Origin of the sequence: Chloracidobacterium sp., from assembly GCA_025057975.1 — a bacterium.
Taxonomy (GTDB): Bacteria; Acidobacteriota; Blastocatellia; order Chloracidobacteriales; family Chloracidobacteriaceae; genus Chloracidobacterium.
In genome coordinates, this window is sequence record JANWUV010000015.1 from 71,864 (window position 1) to 93,473 (window position 21,610).

Here is a 21,610-nt window from a genome sequence, read left to right on the forward strand (position 1 = left end):
CGTCCGGTTGCGCGCCCACCGAGTGCACCGGAATCCATGCGTTTGAAAGGTAAGACGGCCCTGATTACCGGCGCGGCCGGCGGCATCGGCAGCGTCGTCACCCGTATGTACCTGCGCGAAGGCGCGCGCGTCGCCATTTCCAGTCGCTCCTTGGAACGCGCCGAGCAGTTTCGGGCAACCCTGATGGCCGAAGGTTTCATCGGCGACGACATCCTTCCAGTGGCGTTCTCAGCGCACGACCTAGACGGCATGCAGGCGGCGCTGGAAACCATCGCCGCACGGTGGGGTGGCCTTGATATTCTCATCAACAACGCCGGCTCCGCCGGGGCCAAGCAACCGTTGTTCCGGATTCCCTTCACGTCCGAGGATTTGGCGCAACTGGCGACGGAAGGGTTGACCGAAAGCGAAACCATGCGCGAGTCGGTGGCCAACCTGCTGGGCATGCCGTGGCACTTGACGCGCCTCGCCCTGCCCTACCTGCGCGTCGGCGCAAGCATTATCAACGTCTCAACGATTTTCTCGCGCACAAACTACTATGGGCGGATTCCCTACGTTGTGCCGAAATCGGCGCTCAACGCCCTGTCGCTCGGCCTCGCCAAGCAGCTGGGGACGACCGACCGCGCCGTGCGCGTCAATACGGTCTTTCCAGGGCCAATTGACTCCGACCGCATTCGGACGGTGTTTAGCGCAATGGACCGGCTCAAAGGCGTCCCGGAAGGCACGACGGCGCAGGAGTTTTTCGACATCATGATTTTGGCGCGGGCGCAGGGGGATGAACCACCAGCCAAACGTTATCCGACGCAAGTCGATGTCGCCCATCTCATGGTCTTCCTCGGCTCGGACGAATCCGCCGCTATTTCGGGCCACAACTTTGAAGTCACGCACGGCATGCAGGTCAAGGCGCAGAGCCGAACCAAGCTGACCGCCTGGCCTGACCAGCGGCTGATTGACCTTAGCCGGCGCGTCGTGCTTGTCGTCGGCGGCGAGCAGGTGACCGACGCCGTGACGGTCGCCGTTAGCCAGCAGTCCTACGGCGCAGCGGTTATTTTGACGTTTCGCCAGCCGGAAGCCGTCAACACGGCGAAGACGCAGCTTGAAAGTTACGGACTTAGCCATGCCATCGCCGTGACGCGACTAGATCCGCTGCGGCGGGAATCCGTCGCCAGCGTTTTTGACCTCATCCGGGAACGCTACCGCCGGCTTGACACCGTGATTGTGTTTCCCGCCCATGCCGCCGGCTACTATGGCTCGGATTTGGTCACCGCCGACGCCGAACTCATCCGCCAGTTCCTTGATGAAGCCATCCTTGGGACGACCGCCTTTGCGTCGCAGTTGTCGCGCTTTCTACTGGAGTTCGACGCCGAGAACGAACTCCAAGAGCCGGTCAACGTCCTGTTTCTGACCAATGAACACGACGGCGCAACAAACGCCTTTGAGGACATTTACCGCGCCGCCGTCGAACAACTATTGCGCGTTTGGCGGCACGAGGACGAGCGACAGGTCGCCGTCGGGACGCGCCGCTTCGCCGTCCGAGCCAACCAACTTGTTCGGTACGCCAACGCGGAGCCGGACAACCTTAAGTTCACAGCCGACTGGTTGGCGACGCTCGCCAACCGCGTTCGCATTTTTGACGAACTCAACCTCTACGTACCGGAAAACATCCGCCTGACGACCGGCAAGTCGGAGCTGCCGCGCGACATCGCCCGAACATTGCTAGGTTTGCATATCGGCAAAGTCGCCGTCATCACCGGCGGCAGCGCCGGCATCGGCGGGGCGATTGGGCATTACCTCGCGCTTTCCGGCGCGAAGGTCGTCTTGGCGGCGCGGGATGGCGAAAGACTGGCGGCGCTCAAACGCGAGATTGTCGCGGAACTCTTCGCCGTCGGGTATCCCCAACCGGAGACGCGCGTGGAAATCCTACCCGGCATTGACGTGTCCGACGAAGAGGCGCTGGGACGCCTGACGAAATTCGCCGTAGATAAGTTCGGACGGATTGATTTCCTCATCAACAACGCCGGCATCGCCGGGGCTGAGGAAATGGTGGTGGATTTACCGCTGGCGGCGTGGCGGCACACGCTTAAAGCGAACCTGCTGAGCAACTACTCGCTCATCTATAAGGTTGCGCCGCTAATGAAAAAGCAGGGCGCAGGCTACATTCTCAACGTCAGCTCGTACTTCGGCGGCGAGAAATACGTTGCAGTAGCGTATCCAAACCGCAGCGACTACGCCGTTTCCAAAGCTGGTCAGCGTGCGCTGGCGGAGATTTTGGCGCGGCATCTAGGGCCGGAAATCCAGATCAATGCGCTGTCGCCGGGGCCGGTTGAAGGCCGCCGCCTGCGCGGCGAAGGAGGGCGGCCGGGTTTATATGTGCGACGGGCACGACTGATTCTAGAAAACAAGCGGCTCAACGAGATTCACGACGCAGTTATTCGCGCTTGGCGCGACGGCGACGCGGTCAAGACGATGCTCGATGCGCTAGTGCGCAACCGCTTTGACGACGTACTAGCGGCGCAGCCCCCTGAAACCATTCGGCGACTCATTGCACACTTGCGCGCCAACGTGGCCAACGTCGGACATTCAGACAGCGCCTACCTGATGACACGCAAGATCGCCGAAAAGCTGTTGCGGCGGTTGCTTGAGGGCGGCTATGTGGCGGAAGTCAGCGACCGGGAAGCCTTCATTACCGCCTTTCTGGACAAGCTTCCCGAACCGCCTGACCCGTTCTTCGACCCGGCCGAAGTTGAAAAAGAAGCCGGGCGGGTTCAATCGAGCATTCTGACAATGCTCAATCTGGGGCGCATGCCGACCGAGGAGGAAATCGCCCTAGCGACGGTGTTTTATCTTTCCGACCCGAACATTAGCGGTGAAACCCTGCATCCGTCGGGGGGCTTGAAGTTCGACCGGACAGTGACGGAAGGCGAGTTTTACGGTCTGCCGCGCAACGAAGACCTCATGGCGTTGCGCCGCAAGAATGTATTGCTCATCGGCGACTACCTCGAAGAAGAGCTGCGGTGGCTGGTCGGGGCGTTCGCCATCCAGCTAGTCGTCCGCAACTGCATCATCCTGACCAAGACGGACGAGCGCGCGGATTCGCTACGACATTACTTCTCCGCGCAGCGCCTCAACAACCTGCACGTCTTCAGCGGCGGCGCCAACATTGAAGCCGCGATGGATGACCTGATTCAGCGGTTCGGGCGACTAGATGTCGTTGTCTCAACGCCATTTGACCCACTGCCGCTCAAACCGTTGGCGGCCGCTGGCGACGACTGGCGCGGCGTCCTCAACGAAAAAGACTTTGAACAACTGGTGGAAGCGCACGTTACGCATCACTTCCGCGTGGCGAAAAAGGCGGCGTTGCAGGACAAAGCGCAGATTGTTCTGGTGACGCCCAAAACCTCGCGCAACTCCTCGCGCGAAGAGTTTGCGCTAGCGCTTTTCGTCAAAACGACGCTGCACGCGCTGACAGCGACCCTTGCGGTTGAATGCGAGCGGTTCACGCATCACCCAACAGTCAATCAGGTGGATTTGACGCGCCGGGCGCGCGTTGAAGAACCGCGCAACGAACGCGAAGAGCGCGAAGAACTGGCGCGCTTTGTGGACGCCGTTTTGCTGGCCGCCGCGCCGGCTCCGGAGCCGGAGCAGAGCCGTTACTTATCGCGCATCTACCGTGGTAACGCGATTACGGTCTAAGCGAAAGCGGCTTCGCCTCGCCTAAAAGCGAGAGCGGCTACTCGGTGCGCGCGTAACTGCGCGCCTTGAGCAACTCGTCCATAATCATGTCAGCTATGTCAGCTTCCGCGGCCAGAAGGCTGAACTTCTGCTGGAGTACGCTCTCGAAGTGCTGCTCGGTCTGGCGACCAGTCGCCTCTTTGGCCGGAAAAGGTTCGGAGTAAAGAATCGCCTGCCGCACGACTTCTGTCACCACGCCGTCAGGCCCGGTGACGCGCTCCCGTAGCCCGGTCAGTACGTAGTGCGCAGTCTCCTTGATGGTCACCAAATACACCTCGACCGAATCAAATTTGCCGATGTAGCGAATGTCGTCGGCTTCAAGCAGGGCGCGTCCGACGCTTTGCTCCGGCTTGACCGGCGCCGGTTCAGGGGCAGTTTGCGCCAGATGTTTGGTCAGCCGCCCATCCATGACCCGCACCTCGACGACCTGCAAGGTCTCCGGGCGCGGCGCATTTGTAAAGCCAGCGGCAAGGGCGTCAAAGTCATTTTTGGCGTCGGCGTAGGCCTGTCGCACCGCCAAATAGAGGGGAGAAGTCGGCATAGTTCGATACAGCCGCGCAACCTGCTCGTGGAAGTACTGCAAACGCTCACGACAGCTCGAAATCTTGCCGCCAAGCGTTTCAAACTGCTTTCGATAGGCTTCAAAGCCTTTACCGCGCCGGGACTTTTCCCCACCCTGAACGGCGGCTGTGTAGCTTGTCAGTTCACCATGCAGCGCCGCGATTTCTCCGTGCAAGGCTTTGATGGCGGATGGCAACTCGGCGTCGGTGACGCCGCCTCCCTGAGCATAAATCGGTTGTTCGGCGCAGAAACCGATAGGGATTGTCAACCCCAAGGCGAACCCAAGGATGATGTGCCCGCTCCGCAACATCGTACGGTCCTCGCCGCCTATAACCGGCCGCGTAGCGCGAAATTCGGTGACAGCGCCTGCACGCGGTCGAAACACGAATTTTTCGCAAACTAGCCGTTATATTATGCCGTACGTTACGTCGGTGTAAAGCTTTTTTATCTTTGTGCCTCACTTGGTGAGATTTCGCACTGTCGGCGCGGTAATCCAACGCGCTGTCACAAGAAGGGCGTTTGTATAGTTTTCGAGTGGACCGTAGCGAGAACGCCAGTGCGCTTCGGGACAACACAACGAGTCGCCTCACTAGCCGGCAGGGGCGGAGGAAAGCGGGTCAGGGCGCGTCAGGTCGAACAACCTGCCTCGCAGGCGACGCCGATGGCGAAGATAGCGACCAAAAAACTCGTCAAAAGAGGCCGCCGGGGTGACGCCCGGCGGCACGGTAAGCTTTACAGGATAGGGAATGACTCGCCGGCCTCGGCCATCGCTACGAGCCGCGCCGGCGGCGTAAAGCGCGGGCCGTACTTAGCCGCCAGCGCCTGCGCTCGTTCGACGAACGCCCGGACACCATAGCTGTTGATGAACTGCAACGTCCCGCCGGTGTACGCTGGGAAGCCCCACCCAAAGAGGCTGCCGATGTTGGCGTCCGCCACCGAACGTACGACGTTTTCTTCAAGGCACCGAACGGTTTCCAGCGCCTGAACGAACAACAGCCGGTCGCGGATGTCTTCAAACGGCAATTCCGCCTGCGGCGGGAACAGCTCACGCAAGCCGGGCCAGAGAAACTTCTTACCTTCCGGCGGATATTCGTAAAAACCGGCGCCGGCGGCTTTGCCCGCACGCCCTTGCGCCAGCATCGCGTCCAGAACGCGGTTGGAAGGCTGGTCAGGAATGGGTTTGCCTTCAGCGGCGAGGTCAAGCTCCGTCTGGCGGCGCACGTGTTGCATGAGCTTCAGGCTGACTTCATCAGAGACCGCCAGCGGCCCGACAGGCATGCCAGCCTGTGTCCCAGCCGCTTCAATGACGCTCGCCGCCTGGCCCTCCGCCAAGAGCGTCATGCCTTCCGAGGTGTACGTCCCAAACACGCGCGAGGTGTAAAACCCACGACTATCGTTGACGACAATCGGCGTCTTTTTGATTTGCCGGACAAAATCAAAGCTGCGCGCCAGTGTTTCGGGCGAGGTTTTTTCGCCGACGATGATCTCGACCAGCGGCATTTTGTCCACCGGCGAGAAAAAGTGCAGCCCGATGAAGTTTTCCGGCCGTTCAGACACCTGCGCCAGACTGGTAATCGGCAGCGTCGAGGTGTTGGAAGCGAAAATCGCCGTCGGCTCCAGTTGGGCTTCGGCTTCCTGGGTGGCGTCGCGCTTCACGGCGCGGTCCTCAAAGACGGCTTCGATGATGAGTTCGCAACCGCGCAAATCTTCGGCCTTGGTCGTCGGATGAATGCGCGCCAGCGTTGCGGCCAGTTGCTCCTCGGTCATCTGTCCTTTTTCAACGCGCGGACGCAGCACTTTCGCCGTGTACGCCTTGCCTTTTTCGGCTTGCTCCAGCGTGATGTCCTTCAGCACGACTGACAGGCCGGCCGAAGCGCAGGCGTAGGCAATGCCGCTACCCATCATCCCGGCGCCTAAAATCCCCACCTTGGTGAAGGTCGCCGGAGGTACGTCCGCCGGACGACTACCGCCGCTGTTGATTTTGTTGAGCTGGAACCAGAAGGCGGTGATCATATTCTTAGCGACTTGACCGGTGGCGACTTTGGCCAGGTAACGCGATTCAATGCGGTCGGCCGTATCGAAGTCCACGAGCGTCCCTTCGACGGCAGCGCTCAGAATCGCCAATGGAGCAGGAAAGTTGCCGCGCGTCTTCTTGAGGAGGACGGCCGGCGCGGCGGTAATCATCTGCGCGACCTTGGGCGTCCGCAGGTCGCCGCCCGGTAGCCGATAGCCCTTGGCATCCCACGGCTGTTGGGGCTGTGGATTGGCGCGAATCCACGCCTTGGCCTTGGCGATGAGTTCCTCCGGCGTGGCGGCGAGTTCGTTGACGACGCCGAGCGCCTTGGCTTCAGCCGGCGACAGGCGCTTGCCTTCGGTCAACAGCGGCAGCGCCGTTTCAAGCCCTAGCATGCGCGTCATGCGCGTGACGCCGCCGCCGCCCGGAATGAGGCCGAGCGTGACTTCCGGCAACCCAACTTGCGCGTCGGGCCGGTCTATCAGGACGCGGTAGTGACAGGCCAGCGCGAGCTCCAATCCGCCGCCCATCGCTGCGCCATTGATGGCGGCGACAAACGGTTTTCCGAAGGTTTCCATGCCACGAAAGATACGCTTGACCTGCTGAATCTCGTTGAAGAGCGCGCCGGCGTCGCGCACTTCCAGCATTGGCTCCAGGTCGGCCCCGGCTAGGAACGTCTTTTTGGCCGAGGTGATGATAACGCCGGCCAAGTCGGTTTCGGCTTTGAGCCGCGCAAAGGTCTCAGCCAGCGCTGCAGTGAACTCGGCGTTGATAACGTTCGCCGACCGGTTCGGCATATCCATCGTGATGGTGACAATATTTTCCGTATCCTTTTCGTACCGAAACGCCATAGAGTTCCTTTCCCGGTTCAGACCCGTTCAATGATGGTAGCAATGCCCATACCGCCGCCGACGCAGAGCGTGATCAGGGCGGTGGTCTTGTCGCGGCGTTCAAGCTCATCCAACGCCGTACCGAGCAGCATAGCGCCCGTTGCGCCCAGCGGATGGCCCATAGCGATGGCACCGCCGTTGACGTTGACCTTTTCAGGATCAACATCCATATCGCGGATGAACTTCAACACGACCGACGCAAACGCCTCATTGACTTCAAACAGATCAATATCAGCCATGGTCATCCCGGCTTTAGCGAGCGCCTTGCGCGTTGCAGGCATCGGGCCGGTCAGCATGATGGTCGGCTCGCTGCCGGTCACGGCGGCGGCGACAATGCGCGCGCGGGGTTTGAGGCCCAGCGCCTCACCCTTTTCGCGGCTTCCGACCAACACGAGCGCCGCGCCGTCCACGATGCCCGACGAGTTACCTGCCGTATGGACGTGGCGAATGCGTTCGACGCCGGGATAGCGTAGTTGAGCGACGGCGTCAAACCCGATTTCGCCCATCTGGGCAAACGACGGCTGAAGCTGCGCCAAAGCTTCAAGGCTTGTGTCGGGGCGGATGAGTTCATCGTGGTCAAGCACCAGCAGGCCGTTCATATCCGTGACCGGGATGAGCGACCGTTTGAAGTAGCCATTCGCCGTCGCATGGGCGGCGCGCTGGTGCGAACGTAGGGCGTAGCTGTCGAGTTCCTCACGTGAGAAGTTCTCCAGCGTGGCGATGAGGTCGGCGCTGACGCCCTGTGGGATGAAACGAAGCGTGGCGCTGACCATTGGATCGAGCATCATCGCGCCGCCGTCCGATCCCATCGGGACGCGGCTCATGGATTCCACGCCGCCGCCGATGACAAGGTCCTCCCAGCCGGAGCGGACGCGCATGGCGGCGTGGTTGACGGCTTCCAGCCCCGACGCGCAGAAGCGGTTGATTTGCTGTCCGGCAACGGTCTCAGCATAACCGGCGTAAAGCGCCGCCGTTTTGGCGATGTTGGCGCCTTGGTCCCCGATGGGCGTCACGCAACCGAGGATGATGTCATCCACTTCCCCGGTGTCGAAACCGTTGCGGCGTTGAAGTTCACGGAGGAGTTGAGTGACAAGGTCAATGGGTTTGATCTCGTACAGCGCGCCGGACGCTTTGCCGCGTCCGCGCGGCGTACGAATCGCATCAAAGATGAAGGCGTCGCGCGTCATCAAAAGCAACCCCTTGGTATCGTAGTGATGGTGGCTTACGTGCGGGGCATCCTACACGAAGCTGTGGAGCAGCGAAACTAAGCTTGCCCTCTTTATGCTTACTGATTGCTGGAAGACGCCCTTTTCCTAGCCATGCCGGCGTATGTCTCATGCCAGCGTATGTCCTTGTGTGTTCCTACAAGGTGGCTTGTCTTACCGCAAAGGAACAACACAGCCTCACGGCGTCGCTGCGCGTGGCATGATGCGCGGTAGGCCTAGCGTCTGGAACTTGGTGTTGAAGTCGGCGACATCGCGCATCAGAACTTCGCGCAGCCTTTGAAGCTCCGCGTCAACCTTAGTGCTCAAATCAGCAAAGACTTCACGCGACTGCGCTGTCGGCGCGGCGTCGGCGCTGTCCACGACGCCAATCAGCGCCGCCAGCTTGTTGTTGAGCCGAATCGGGTAGTTGAGCGGGTCCTGGCTGCTCTGAATCTTTGTCTGAACAAGTGTTTCCTCAATCGCCGTCAGCTTCTCCTTGAGCGACTTCGCCGCATCCAGCAGTGGGCGCGCGTCGTCGCGTCCGCGCAGCCGCTCTTCAATTTCTTCAAGCTGCCGTCGCACATCGCGGATGTCCAGAATCGCTCGGTGCGTCTCAGAAAGCTTGTCCCGAATGGCAAGGAGCAAGTCGTACTGCGCTTTGAGGTCTTCGAGCGCCACCGTTAGACGCGGGTCGGAGACAATCTCAAATGTCTGTGACTGCTGCACGTCGTCGGCCTTGAGCGTCACACGGTACGCGCCCGGTAAAACGCGCGGCCCGCGCAAGTCGCCCGCCCACAACACCATGCCCGGCACGCGCGTCGCGCCCGGCAGGCGCATATCCCACACAAAGCGATTCAGCCCCGGCTCGTAGGTAAACGTATCCGGCGGCGTGTCGCTGCGCCCGCTCGGCGGCTCCGCTTCCGCCGCATCCTTTGGCTTGCCGACAAATGTTCGCAGCGGCTTCCCGGCTGCGTCTTCAAACACCAGCGACACTTGCTTGAGCGGCTTGTCGGGCAACTCGAACCAGACCACCACGCCCGTCGGCGGGTTCGCGCCGACCGTCGCCGTCGGCGGCGGCGCAAAGCCGCCGAAGCCGCGCAGCCGGTACGCCTTTTCCGGCGCATACAGCCGTACGCCGCCGTCCGAGGCGCGCGCCGCGTACTGCTGCACCACCGTCAGATCGTCCAACGCCCAGAATGACCGCCCCTGCGTCGCCACAACCAGCACGTTGTCGCGCGGATGGATCGCCAAGTCGGTAATCGGTACGGCCGGCAGGTTCAACTGCAATGACCGCCAGTTCGCCCCGTCGTCAAACGAAACGTACATGCCGGTCTCCGTCCCGGCGTAGAGTAACCCGCGTCGCCGTGGGTCTTCCCGAATGACGCGCGTAAAGGCGTCGGACGGGATGCCGTTCACGATTTTCGTCCATGTCTTGCCGTAGTCGGTCGTCTTGTAGAGGTACGGCGCGAAATCGTCGTGCTTGTACATCGTCGCCGCCAGGTAGGCCGCGCCCGGCTCATGCGGCGACGCCTCAATAGCGTTGATTTGAATCCAATCGGGCAACCCCTTGGGCGTGACGTTTTCCCACGTCGCGCCGCCGTCGCGCGTCACATGCACGAGGCCGTCGTCCGTGCCGGCCCAGATGAGACCTGCCGTCTTGGGCGACTCGGCCAGCGCGAAAATCGTGCAGTAGTACTCAACACCTGTGTTGTCTTTCGTGATGGGACCGCCCGACGGGCCGAGCTTCGTCGGGTCATTGCGCGTCAAATCCGGCGAAATCGCGCGCCAACTTGCGCCCTCATCGTCGCTGCGAAACAGCCGATTGCCGGCGGCGTAGAGCGGATGCGGCGGATGCGCCGACATCACAATCGGGAAGTTCCACTGAAAGCGGTATTTCATGCTTTCCGCGCCTGCGCCCATCGGGTTTTCGGGATACACGGTAATATCGCGCAACTGCCCCGTCCGTCGGTCGTAGCGCGTTAGCAGCCCGCCGTAGCTCCCAGCAAAGACGACATCCGGGTTCGCCGGATGCGGCGCGATCCAGCCCGACTCGCCGCCGCCAACATCCTCCCAGTCGCGGACGCCAATGCCGCCGCCGCGTGTCGTCCGACTTGCAATGCCGACGGTCGTGTTGTCCTGCTGCGCGCCGTAGATAAAAAACGGAAACTGGTTGTCGAGCGCGACGCGGTAAAACTGCGCCGTCGGCTGATCCTGCTCCGTCCACGAGCGTCCGCCGTCGGTCGAAACCGACGCGCCGCCGTCGTTACCCAGAATCATGCGTTGTGGGTCGTCAGGCGCAATCCAGAGGTCGTGGTGGTCGGCATGCGTCGTTGGCATGGCCGTGAACGTCCGTCCGCCGTCGCCGGAGCGATACCACTGCACGTTGAGTGCATAGACCACGTTGGCGTCCTTCGGATCGGCTTGCACGCGCGAGAAGTACCACGCGCGCTGGCGCAAGTTGCGGTCGCCGGTCGTCCGCGTCCACGTCGCCCCGCCGTCGTCGCTCCGAAAAATGCCGCCTTCCTCGGCCTCGACGCTCGCCCACAGCCGGTCGGGATTGGCCGGCGAGACGGTGACGCAAATCTTACCGAGCGTGCCCTTGGGCAGGCCTGGCTTGCGGGTCAGTTCCTGCCACGTCTCGCCGCCGTCGGTTGTCTTCCATAAGCCACTGCCCGGGCCGCCGCTGGAGAAAAAGTGCGGCCCGCGCTGCGCTTCCCACATCCCGGCGTAGAGGATGCGCGGATTAGTCGGGTCCATCGCCAAGTCGGCGCAACCTGCCTTCTCGCTCACAAACAGGATGCGCTGCCATGTCTTGCCGCCGTCGGTCGAGCGATAGACGCCACGCTCGGCGTTCGGGCCGAAGCAGTGTCCCATGGCGGCGACATAGACGACATCGGGGTTTGTCGGATGAATCCGAATTCGCGCAATGTGGCGCGTATTTTCCAAACCAACGCGCCGCCACGTCCGGCCGGCGTCGGTGGACTTGTACACCCCGTCGCCATGCGAGACGTTGCCGCGCCACGTATGCTCGCCCATGCCGACGTAGATCACGTTCGGATCGCTTGGCGCGACGGCGATCGCCCCAACTGAGCCGGTACGGAAGGTTCCGTCCCCAAGCGGCTGCCAGGTCACGCCGCCGTCGGTCGTCTTCCACACGCCGCCCCCGGTTGCGCCAAAGTAGTACAGTTTGGGTTGTCCGACGACGCCCGTCACCGCGCCAACGCGCCCACCGCGAAACGGGCCGATTTGGCGGTACTTGAGCCCAACAAGGATTTCCGCCTTCGCGCTTTCAGCTTTGGGCGCGGCGGCGGCTTTCGCAGCAGGCTGTTGCGCCCGGACGGCCGTGGTCGCCAACAGCCAAAGCGCCAACCAGACAAAGGCTTGTGGACGGCAGGGTGAAGGGAAAGGCGAATCAAACCTTGCCTTGGATGAGCCGTTACGAGTGTTGGTGTGCATTGTCGTTAGAGGCAGTTCCCAAAATGGCGGTGGGGGGCGGCAGGGGGTGGCCATACACATCGAGGTGAACCATATCGGTAAGCGCGCGGGCGTTCTCCCACCCCTTAGTTTCAAGCTCCGGTTGGCGTGGGAAGTCGCTGACGTAGCCGACGCACAGGTAGGCGACCAGTGTCAGGTGGTCGGGAATGCTGAGCGCCGACTTGACGGCGGCGGGTTCGAGAATGCTGACCCAGCCGACGCCGACATTTTCAGCGCGCGCGGCAAGCCAGAAGTTTTGTACGGCGCACACCGTCGAGAACACAGCCGTTTCGGGCATTGTTTGGCGACCCAGCCCACGTCCGCGAACGGTCGTGGTGTCGCATAGAAAAACGACGTTGAGCGGCGTGTCGAGAATCGCCGCCAGCTTGAGCGCGTCGTAGGCCGCGCGGTCGTCGCCGGTGTAAACCTCGGCCGCAGCCCGGTTGGCGGCTTCAAAGTGCCGCTGGATGCGCCGCCGCGTCTCGACATCACGGACGACAACCACCTCCGTCGGCTGCATAAAGCCTACCGACGGCGCAGCCGCCGCCGCGTCCAACAAACGCCATAACACCTCGTCGGGAAGCGGCGTCGGCAAAAACGTTGAACGAATGTCGCGCCGCGTATGGATGACGCGATAGACGGCCGCGCGCTCGGCGTCGGAAAACCACCACGTCGGAATGTTGTCCGCCATCAGCCGCCTTCTCGAAACTCCGGGTACAAGGTCATGCCGCCGTCCACATAGAGCGTCGTTCCGGTGACATAATCCGAGGCGTCCGACGCCAGCCAGACGACGGCGCGGGCGATGTCTTCCGGGTCGCCGACGCGCCCGTAGGGAATCAGCTTGAGCAGCGCGGCTTCCGCCTCTGGCGTCTCCCATGCGGCGCGATTGATGGGCGTCCGAATTGCGCCCGGCGAGACGGCGTTGACGCGAATTTTCTTCTCGGCGACTTCCTGCGCCAACGACTTCATCAGCAGCGACACGCCACCCTTGGACGCCGCATAGTTGACGTGTCCAGCCCACGGAATGACATCGTGGACGCTCGACATGCAGATAATCTTGCCGAGTGCGGCGGAAACTTCCGGGCGCGGCGGCTGGGCGAGAAACTGCCGGACGGCGGCGCGCGCGCACAGGAACTGTCCCGTCAAGTTGACGGCGATGACGCGCTCCCATTCCTCAAGCGTCATCTCCACAAACGCGGCGTCGCGTTGGAGTCCGGCGTTGCCGACCAGAATATCCAACCGACCGAACGCCTCAATGACGGCGGCGAACATCGCCGCCACTTCGGCTTCAATGCTCACATCGGCTTTGACGATGACGGCTCGGCCGCCGGCGGCGGTAATAGCGTCGGCCGTCGCCTGTGCGCCGGACGGATTGCCGGCGTAGTTGACAGCCACGGCCGCCCCAGCGCGCGCCAGTTCGCACGCCACCGCCGCGCCAATGCCGGAACTGGCTCCGGTCACGAGCGCAACCTGATCCTTGAGCACTTCTCCAATATCCACGCGCGGCGGCATAGGGCAGCTCCTTTTGGCATGAGCGCTTCTAAGCTTGCCTTTCGGCTTCGAGGGCGACAACCACCTCCTGAAACGCGGCTTTGATAGCCGCCACTCTGGCCGCCGCATCCGGGATGTCACCCTGCTGCGCCGCGCGCTCCAGCTCCTCACAGAGCTTCATCAGGGACTGCGCGCCGACGGTGCTGGCTGCACCGCGCAACTTGTGGGCGGCGCGCTCTAGTTCCTTGATGTCGTTGGCTGACTGGGTTGCGCAGAGGCGTTCCAACGTCGAACGGGCATTAGACAAAAACGTTTCCACCATTTCGGCGAAAAAGCCGTCGCCTTCGTCAAGCGCCTTGAGCGAGGCGATGGTTTCAGGGTCAAGCACGTTCATCGGTCAGCCTCCAGATTGAGCGCCGTCAGCCAGTCGCTCGGAGCGTCGGCGTTGAGGCGACGTAGGTTCGTACGCCACCAGGCGGCGTAGCTTGCCATAGCCGACTCCGTAAAGCGATGCTCGATGAACTCCGTCGCGCCCGCGCGCAGAACAGCTACATCGAGCGGGTAGCTGACGTCGCTTGCGCTGGTCAGCGTGCAATCAAACGCCAGCAGCGCGGCCTTGAGCGCCGCGCCAAGCGAGCACCCGTAATCTAGCATCCGGTCCAGAATCGGCTTCCCGTAAAAGGCGTTGCCGATGATGGCGTAGGGTGACGACTCGCCGATTTCTACCCAGTTCGCCTGCGGATAGACCAGAAACAAGCGATGCTCGCCGTCGTCGGGCAAGCGTCCGCCGATGATGGAAAACAGGTCAAAGCGGAGGCCGTCGCGTTCGAGCATGGCGTGGTCTTCGCGGAAGACGCGCCGAACTTGCTCGCCGTAGGCGTTGACCAGCTCGTACAGCCGGCGGTGAATGACCGACTCGCCGCGCAGCCATTCGTCGAAGTACGTCACGACTTTGTCGCGCGCCGAGCGCAGCCCCGAAGTCATGACACAGACCGGCGCGGCGGCGGCGCGGTGAATGGTCAACTTGCGCGAGGTGCGGCACTCCGTCCCCGACGTAATGCGCGTGTCGGCGACGGCAATCAGCCCCGCGACGGTTTTGATGCCCAAGCAAAAAGTCATCGTCGAATCGTTCAGTTTGGAAAGAAAGTCGCCGCAATGGCGTCGCCGGCGGCGTACAAATCGCGCCGAAAACGGTTGAGAAAGGGGCGGGCGTCGGTGGGCGACTCCGGCGGGAGGATGTCCTCGACGCCGGCGTAGTCCAACTGCGCCGCCAGCCGTCCTAGCCGTTGTTCAGGCAGGTTGGTGTAGGTGCCGGGAAGCGTCCCGGAAATCGCATGTACCGACTCAACGCAGCGCAACAGGCAGTAGTGCGCCGCACGTGGAAACTCACGGCTAAGCAGCAGGAACTCAAAAATGCGGCGGGGTTCAATCCGGCCGTACTTTTTGCGGTACATCTCATGCGCGCTCACCGCCTTGAGCAAGCCTGACCATTGCAGGTCATTGATGAGCGCCTCGCCGTTGAGAGCGGTGGCGGCGTTGAGGCGTTCGACGCTCAGAATCGAGGCGGTTTTGTCGGCCCGTTCAAGGAGGCGACCGATGCGGTTGAAATGCCAGGCCTCGCCGTGGGACATCGTGGAATCCGTTACGCCGACGAACAAGTGGCTGGCCAGTTTCACCTGCGTGAAGAACGCATGCGGCATAGCGCCGAAGCGGCCCTGCGCCGCCGCCGCCTTGACGTTGAGGTAGAACGTGTTGGCCTGCTCCCACATTTCCGACGAGATGGTGTCGCGGACACACCGGGCGTTTTCGCGCGCCCGTGACAACGTGGTGAGGATGGAGTTCGGGTTGCGTTCATCAAAGGTCAGGTAACGCAACACCGCCGCCGGCGTCGGTGCGCCGTAGCGGGCGGCAAAATCTTCAGGATCGCCGACGCTGGCGATGAGTTCCGACCATGCAGCGGTGTCGTCAGCCGGTAGATCAAGCGTCAGCGTCATCGTCGCATCCACAAAGCGCGCAATGTTTTCCGCCCGCTCAATGTAGCGGCTCATCCAAAAGATGGAATCGGCAACCCGGCTCAGCATATGGAGGCGTTGCAGCGCCCGCCGCCCGCCGCCCAAAGCGGCGCGGCGTCAAGACGGCAGTACAGTGTGCTAGGGTATGTGCGGCGAAGCCTGCCTTGCTTGGTTCGCCTTCGTCAACCCGTTGGGGAAGGGGCAGGTCTTCGCGGTGAGCAAAGCATCCAGCGGTTGACCCAGCACGCCGTCGCCGCCCCAAACGCCCTGTTGCCTTTTGGCAAAGCTGAAGAACCGCTATGTTGCGCGAACTGGCCAAAAAGGTTTTTTCTTCCCGCCACCGCTTAGCGGCAGGCTTCGTCGCCGTGGCGCTAATCCTCTTTGGACTAGCGGCAGCGGCCTCAACGACGGTGTACCAACTGCAAACAGCCGAAACTGATGTGCGACTGGGCTTGGAAACGCTCCAGTTGGTCTCCGACACTGAAGCGTGCGCGCTGCGCGTACGCCTTCAGGTACGGGGTTACGTCATCACTGGCGGAGAAGATGTCGCCAGGGAAACGCGACGGCAGGCTGCCTACCTCCAGCGACTCTTAGACAAGCTTCGTGAGCAAGTCGCCGGCCAGCCATCGCAGCTTGAGCGGGTTGAGCGTCTCGACCAGATTCTGCGCGAGGGTCAAACGTATTTGGAGCGCGTGATGACGCTTCGGCGGACGGATCGGGAAGCGGCGCTTGCGTTTGTGCCGGGACCTGAAGGCGACCAATTGGCGGAACGCCTTCAGGAACAACTTGAAGGCGTCGGGCGGGAAGCCCGCAGCCGTTTGGAACAATCCATGGCGGTGGCCCGGCGAAGCGCCGAACGCTTGGAGTGGCTGGTCATGGTGAGCGCCGGCGTCATTATCGGCCTGTTAGTAGCGACCTACACGTTGGTGGCGCGTGAACTTAACGCCCGCCGGCGACTCACCGCCCAGCTTGAGCAGGCTCGTGATGCGGCGCTCGATTTGGCACGCAAAAAGTCCGACTTTCTGGCTAATATGAGCCACGAGATTCGGACGCCGATGAACGGCATCATCGGCGCCAGCGACCTCCTTCTGAAAACCGCACTCAAACCTGAGCAGAAGGACCTAGCCGAAACCATTCGCCACAGCGCCGAAGCGTTGCTGGTCATCGTCAATGACATTCTGGACTTTTCCAAGATTGAGGCCGGCAAGCTTTCCTTAGAGTCGAGCGACTTCGATCTCCGGGCGACGGTTGAGCAGGCGGTTGAGACAGTCGCCCCGGTTGCACGCAAGAAGTCGCTGGAACTGGTTACGCTCGTGTACCGCGACGTGCCGGCGCAGTTGTGCGGCGACGCCGTCCGCCTGCGCCAGGTGTTGCTCAACCTGGTCGGCAACGCTGTGAAGTTTACCGACAAGGGCGAAGTTGTGGTGCGGGTGACGAAACAAGCCGAAACGGAAGCCGATGTGACCCTTCGGTTTTCGGTCACCGACACTGGCATTGGGATTCCCAAGGAGGCGCAAGCGGACATTTTCGAGGCGTTTACCCAGGTGGACTCCTCACGGTCGCGCCGCTTCGGGGGGACGGGATTAGGTCTGGCCATCTCGAAACGGTTGGTCAGTATGATGGGCGGCGACATCGGTGTGGAAAGCGAAGTCGGCAAGGGTTCGACCTTCTGGTTCACCGCGACATTTCAGAAAGTGGATGTCAGCCAGCCAGCTTCAACTTACGAACTCTGGTTTGGTCTGCGCGCACTGGTTGTGGACGACAACGCCACCAACCGGACAGTCATCGCCCAGCAACTAACCGACTTCGGTCTCTTTTGCGACGTGGTTTCCAACGCGGAGGAGGCGTTGGCGGTGCTGCGTGAGGCGGCGCACAGTGAGCAGCCGTTTCGGGTCGCCCTTCTGGACGCCCAGATGCCGACTATGAGCGGGTTGTGGTTGCTTGAACAGATTCGCGCCGACAGCCAACTCAGGGAACTGCCGTGTATCTTGCTCACTCAGCCGCCCCCACCAACAACGCAGGAGATGCGGCGGTTGGGTGTGAGTGCTTACGTCACCAAGCCGGTGCGGACGGAGGCGCTCAAAGAAGCGCTGCGTACCGCTCTCAACCCGCTGCGCGCCAAGGGGACAGGGCAACCGACGCGCGAAACACCGAAAGGTATTCCAGCCGCCGGGCCGACTGCGCCGTCGTCTCCCGCACGGGCGGAGACATGCACCAGCCACCGGTTGGTTTTATTGGTCGAAGACAATCCCATCAACCAGCGCGTTGCACAGCGCATGCTGGAGCTGCTGGGCTACCGCGTCGTCATCGCGGCCAGCGGGTCTGAGGCGTTGATGATGGCGCAGACACATCAACCAGACCTCATTCTGATGGACTGTCAACTTCCTGAGATGGACGGCTACACGGCGACGATGCACATTCGCGAGCGGGAACGCGCCGCTGGACGCCGGACGCCGATTGTCGCAATGACCGCCAACGCGCTCGCCGATGAACGTGACCGCTGTTTGGCGGCCGGTATGGACGAGTACTTGGCGAAACCGTTCCGAATGGCTGATCTGGAGAATTTGCTGCGCCGCCTGTTTGGTGAGGGCGGGACAATGGACGGCGACCGGCAATCGCGCCAGGCGCCACCGATGGAGGAAACCACCGACGCCTGTCTGCTTGACACTGAGGCGTTCTACATTGGGACGGGCGTCGCCATTAGCGGCGCTGCGGCTCCTGAACTGGCCCGCCAGATTGTCGCCACTTTCCTAGACGACGCTGCCAATCAACTGCAACAGATACGGGCGGCGATAGAACGTCAAGAGGAAACCGCCGTCCGCACCCTTGCGCACCGACTGTACGGTGGGGCGGCGCAAGTTGGCGCGCGGCGACTAGCGCAAATCGTCCGACGCATTGAAAAAGCGCCTGACGCCGCCGAATGGCCGCAGCACCTGCGGACAGCAGAGGAGGTTTTTGAAGCCACGCGCGTCGCGTTTGACGAAGCCTTACAACAACCGCTCCCCGAGAGGAACAAGCATAAACTCCCTTCCCCTAACAGCAGTTTGTCTGGACACCCTTGACGGTCGCCCCCACCGTCATCAATATCGTCCGTCTTTGAGCCGGGCGGGTCTCACCGTCGGATATTGTTCAAACCAGCCATATGCTGTTTCGCGCTGCGCTCCGGTTGTCACAAACCATGTCATGCCCGCTGTCTTTGGGTTGTCAGGCGGCGGCGCTGGAAGCTGCTTACGCCTACTGCCGGCGCGTCGCGCTTGGGCACTATGAAAACTTCCCGGTTGGTTCGTTGGCGTTGCCGCCGGCCGTCCGCCCGCACGTCTACGCCGTCTATGCGTTTGCGCGCGCGGCGGATGACTTCGCCGATGAGGGCGTGCATACGCCGGAGGAGCGACTAGCGAACTTGGCGGATTGGCGGCGACGGCTTGAGGATTGCGCCAACGGCGAGGCGACCCATCCGGTGTTCGTTGCGCTAGGGCACACAATCCGCACGCACGCGCTGCCGGTGAAGCTGTTTCATGATCTGCTGGATGCGTTTGAACTCGACGTGCGCCGGACGCGCCATGCCACGTTTGAAGATTTACTGGCCTACAGTCGGTGTTCGGCCAATCCGGTGGGACGCTTGATCCTGCTGTTGTTCGGCCACCGCGACCCGGCGTGGCTCCAGATGTCGGACGCTGTGTGTACAGCGCTACAACTGACCAACTTCTGGCAGGATGTCGTCGTGGACCTGCAAAAGGATCGCATCTACATTCCGCTGAGCGACATGGCGGCGCATGGCTACACGGAGCTGGATTTGGCGGCACGGCGGTACACCCCGGCATACGTCCGCCTGATGGAAAGCCTCGCCGACCGGACGGAGGCATTGTTTGAGCGTGGGCGTCCGCTGTGTGGGCTGGCGCCGGGTCGCTTGGGGGTGGAGCTGCGTCTGATTTGGTTGGGTGGGATGACCATCCTGACGGCGTTGCGACGCATCCGGTTCAATGTTTTTGACCGTCGGCCGACGCTTGGCGTCCGTGACAAAGTACGGATGGTGCTTGGCGCGTTCCGCCGTAACCGCTTTTTGCCCCTTAGCCACGCCCCGACGCTTCACGACCCTGCATGACAAACTTCTTTGGCCATATCACCGCGCCGCGACCGCCGGTCGCCGAAGGCATCACACACAGTTCACGGACAAACTTCCTTTACTCGTTCCTCATTTTGCCCAAGCCCCAGCGGCGGGCGATTGAAACCGTCTATGCGTTCTGCCGTGTTGTGGACGACATTGTGGACGGCGATACGACCGGAAAGACCAATCCGCAGGCGGAGCTTGACCGCTGGCGCGACGAAATCCAAGCCTGCTTCAACGGCCACGTACCGCGTCATCCGCTCGCGCGCGAACTCAAGGCCATACTTCAGCGGTTTCCAATTCCGCAGGAACACTTTCTGGCGCTCATTCGGGGCATGGAGATGGACTTGGCGCGCCGCCGTTATGCGAGTTTCGCCGAACTGGACGAGTACTGTTACCACGTCGCGTCGGTCATTGGACTGATGTGCATTGAGATTTTCGGCTATCGGCACGCTGGCGCGCGCAACTATGCGATACACTTGGGCAAGGCTCTGCAGCTCATCAACATTGTGCGGGATGTCAAAGAAGACGCTGCGCGGGGGCGAGTGTACCTGCCGCTGGACGAGATGGCAGCGGAAGGCGTCACTGAAGGCGACCTGCAGGATGGCCGTTACGGCGAAGCTTTTGCGCGACTAGCGGCGCGGCAAGCGCAGCGGGCGCGGGATTTTCGCGCGCAGGCGCTTCAAGCGTTGCACCCAGAAGACCGTCCGGCGATGGTGGCGGCGGAGATCATGGCGACGATTTATTTCAAGCTGCTTGACCAGATGGAAGCGACGCGCTTTGACGTGTTTCGCCGCCGCCCACGGCTGTCTAGGCTTCAGAAAGCGTTGGTCGCTGCTTCCCTACTGCTCAGGGCGCGTCTGGGAAGAGCTTGATGGCCCGTCGGAAGGACGGCGGCACCGCTCCTCAAAACGCTTGAGAACGCCGGTGTGGCTCGCGCTTTCGCGCTGCGCCGACGTAAGCTTCGGCTCAAACCTGACCGCTTGGAGGCCCGGATGACAAACCTCAGAATTGTTTCGCTGCTGCCGAGTGCGACGGAAATTATTTGCGCATTAGGCCTTGAATCACAGCTGGTTGGCGTCACGCACGAGTGTGACTATCCGTCTTTCGTCCGCGACTTGCCCAAGGTCACGCACACGCTGATTCCCACCGACGCGACAAGTTTGGAGATTGACGGTTTGGTGCGCGAGCGGCTGCAAACGAACCGGGCACTTTACACCCTTGATTTGCCAACGCTTGAGGCTCTGCGGCCAGACCTGATTGTGACGCAGGCGTTGTGTGATGTCTGCGCCGTCGCCGAAGAAGAGGTCAAAGCCGCCGCTTGCGTACTGCCCGGCGCGCCGCGCGTCGTCAACCTTGAACCCCAAACGCTCAACGAAGTCTTCGACAGCCTCTTCCTGGTTGGCGAGGCTGCCGGATGCCAGGCGCGGGCGGTGCAGGTTGTCACAAGACTGAAGGCGCGCGTCGCTGCCGTCGCAGAGCGTTCGGCGGCTGTATCACGCCGGCCGCGGGTCGCCCTGCTGGAATGGCTGCATCCGCCCTTTTCCTGCGGACACTGGAGCCCGGAGCTGGTTCAGTTGGCCGGCGGCGAAGAGGTCATGGGTCGCCCCGGCGTCCCATCGCGGACGCTGACCTGGGAAGCGATCGCAGCGGCGCAGCCGGAGGTTATTTTTATCGCCTGCTGCGGCTTCTCGGTTGAGCGGACGCTGGAAGACGTGGCGCAACTTGCCGCCAACCCGATCTGGCGGACATTGCCAGCTGTTCGGCAGGGGCGGGTTTACATCACTGACGGGTCACACTACTTCAGCCGTCCTGGCCCGCGCTTGGTGGAAAGCTTGGAAATCCTGGCCCACGCGCTGCATCCTACACTTCACCCTCGACCGGCAGTCGGCCCGGCGCTCGTGTACCAGCCTCAGCCGCAGCCTGCGCTGGCGGTGGTGTAGGCAGGCTCTGGTCGCTGCCCCGGTGCGCCTGCTCAAGCGGAGACGAAACTGACCCCGGAAATGCACCGTCGGCTGTTTCTGTCTTTGCTCATCACGGCTGGCTACGGCTAAGGTCGTCTGACAACCAAAAATCTGAAGTTCGTCCAAAATTTCCGTTGTTCTTAGAGGCGTTCGCGTCGCGGAGAT

The 21,610-nt window shown here is 62.0% G+C and carries 14 protein-coding genes; 5 read left to right on the forward strand and 9 right to left on the reverse strand.

Annotation, left to right across the window (positions count from 1 at the left end; translation table 11 throughout):
- Positions 1–36 precede the first annotated feature (36 nt).
- Positions 37–3,690 (forward strand): SDR family NAD(P)-dependent oxidoreductase, encoded by a 3,654-nt coding sequence (locus NZ585_12925; protein MCS7080936.1) that lies wholly within the window; start codon positions 37–39, stop codon positions 3,688–3,690.
- A 37-nt stretch (positions 3,691–3,727) separates the two neighbouring features.
- Here NZ585_12925 and NZ585_12930 read toward each other — a convergent pair whose 3' ends face one another.
- The 9 genes from NZ585_12930 to NZ585_12970 all read right to left on the reverse strand — a co-directional run bounded on the left by NZ585_12930 (position 3,728) and on the right by NZ585_12970 (position 15,445).
- Positions 3,728–4,600, reverse strand: a complete 873-nt coding sequence (locus NZ585_12930; protein ID MCS7080937.1) for a hypothetical protein — start codon at positions 4,598–4,600, stop codon at positions 3,728–3,730.
- Between the two features lie 422 nt (positions 4,601–5,022).
- Positions 5,023–7,155 (reverse strand): 3-hydroxyacyl-CoA dehydrogenase NAD-binding domain-containing protein, encoded by a 2,133-nt coding sequence (locus NZ585_12935; GenBank protein MCS7080938.1) that lies wholly within the window; start codon positions 7,153–7,155, stop codon positions 5,023–5,025.
- Positions 7,156–7,172: 17 nt separating this feature from the next.
- A complete protein-coding gene (locus NZ585_12940; protein MCS7080939.1) occupies positions 7,173–8,381 on the reverse strand; it encodes an acetyl-CoA C-acetyltransferase in 1,209 nt (402 codons plus the stop codon).
- Positions 8,382–8,597: 216 nt separating this feature from the next.
- A complete protein-coding gene (locus NZ585_12945) occupies positions 8,598–11,855 on the reverse strand; it encodes a glycosyl hydrolase (protein ID MCS7080940.1) in 3,258 nt (1,085 codons plus the stop codon).
- The gene (gene bluB / locus NZ585_12950) at positions 11,836–12,564 is read right to left on the reverse strand and encodes a 5,6-dimethylbenzimidazole synthase (GenBank protein ID MCS7080941.1); all 729 of its coding nucleotides are present in this window, start codon (positions 12,562–12,564) and stop codon (positions 11,836–11,838) included. Before bluB ends, NZ585_12945 begins: the two co-directional genes overlap by 20 nt.
- Positions 12,564–13,367 carry an SDR family oxidoreductase gene (locus NZ585_12955; GenBank protein ID MCS7080942.1) on the reverse strand — a complete coding sequence of 268 codons (804 nt, stop codon included), beginning with the start codon at positions 13,365–13,367 and terminating at the stop codon, positions 12,564–12,566. Before NZ585_12955 ends, bluB begins: the two co-directional genes overlap by 1 nt.
- A 46-nt stretch (positions 13,368–13,413) precedes the next feature.
- The gene (locus NZ585_12960; protein ID MCS7080943.1) at positions 13,414–13,758 is read right to left on the reverse strand and encodes an Hpt domain-containing protein; all 345 of its coding nucleotides are present in this window, start codon (positions 13,756–13,758) and stop codon (positions 13,414–13,416) included.
- On the reverse strand, positions 13,755–14,483 hold the full coding sequence (locus tag NZ585_12965; protein ID MCS7080944.1) for a peptidase: 729 nt from the start codon (positions 14,481–14,483) through the stop codon (positions 13,755–13,757). The genes NZ585_12960 and NZ585_12965 overlap by 4 nt, the downstream gene beginning before the upstream one ends.
- Before the next feature lie 11 nt (positions 14,484–14,494).
- On the reverse strand, positions 14,495–15,445 hold the full coding sequence (locus NZ585_12970; protein MCS7080945.1) for an alpha-E domain-containing protein: 951 nt from the start codon (positions 15,443–15,445) through the stop codon (positions 14,495–14,497).
- A gap of 230 nt (positions 15,446–15,675) precedes the next feature.
- On the opposite strand from NZ585_12970, the gene NZ585_12975 reads away from it, so the two are divergent.
- The 4 genes from NZ585_12975 (at position 15,676) to NZ585_12990 (ending at position 21,424) form a co-directional block, all read left to right on the forward strand.
- Complete coding sequence (locus NZ585_12975; protein MCS7080946.1) at positions 15,676–18,438, forward strand: response regulator; 2,763 nt, start codon at positions 15,676–15,678, stop codon at positions 18,436–18,438.
- A 116-nt stretch (positions 18,439–18,554) separates the two neighbouring features.
- Positions 18,555–19,478: a squalene synthase HpnC gene (gene hpnC, locus NZ585_12980; GenBank protein MCS7080947.1), complete on the forward strand. Its 924-nt coding sequence runs from the start codon at positions 18,555–18,557 to the stop codon at positions 19,476–19,478.
- Positions 19,475–20,356 (forward strand): presqualene diphosphate synthase HpnD, encoded by an 882-nt coding sequence (gene hpnD / locus NZ585_12985; GenBank protein MCS7080948.1) that lies wholly within the window; start codon positions 19,475–19,477, stop codon positions 20,354–20,356. Before hpnC ends, hpnD begins: the two co-directional genes overlap by 4 nt.
- Before the next feature lie 120 nt (positions 20,357–20,476).
- On the forward strand, positions 20,477–21,424 hold the full coding sequence (locus tag NZ585_12990; GenBank protein ID MCS7080949.1) for a cobalamin-binding protein: 948 nt from the start codon (positions 20,477–20,479) through the stop codon (positions 21,422–21,424).
- Positions 21,425–21,610: the final 186 nt, after the last annotated feature.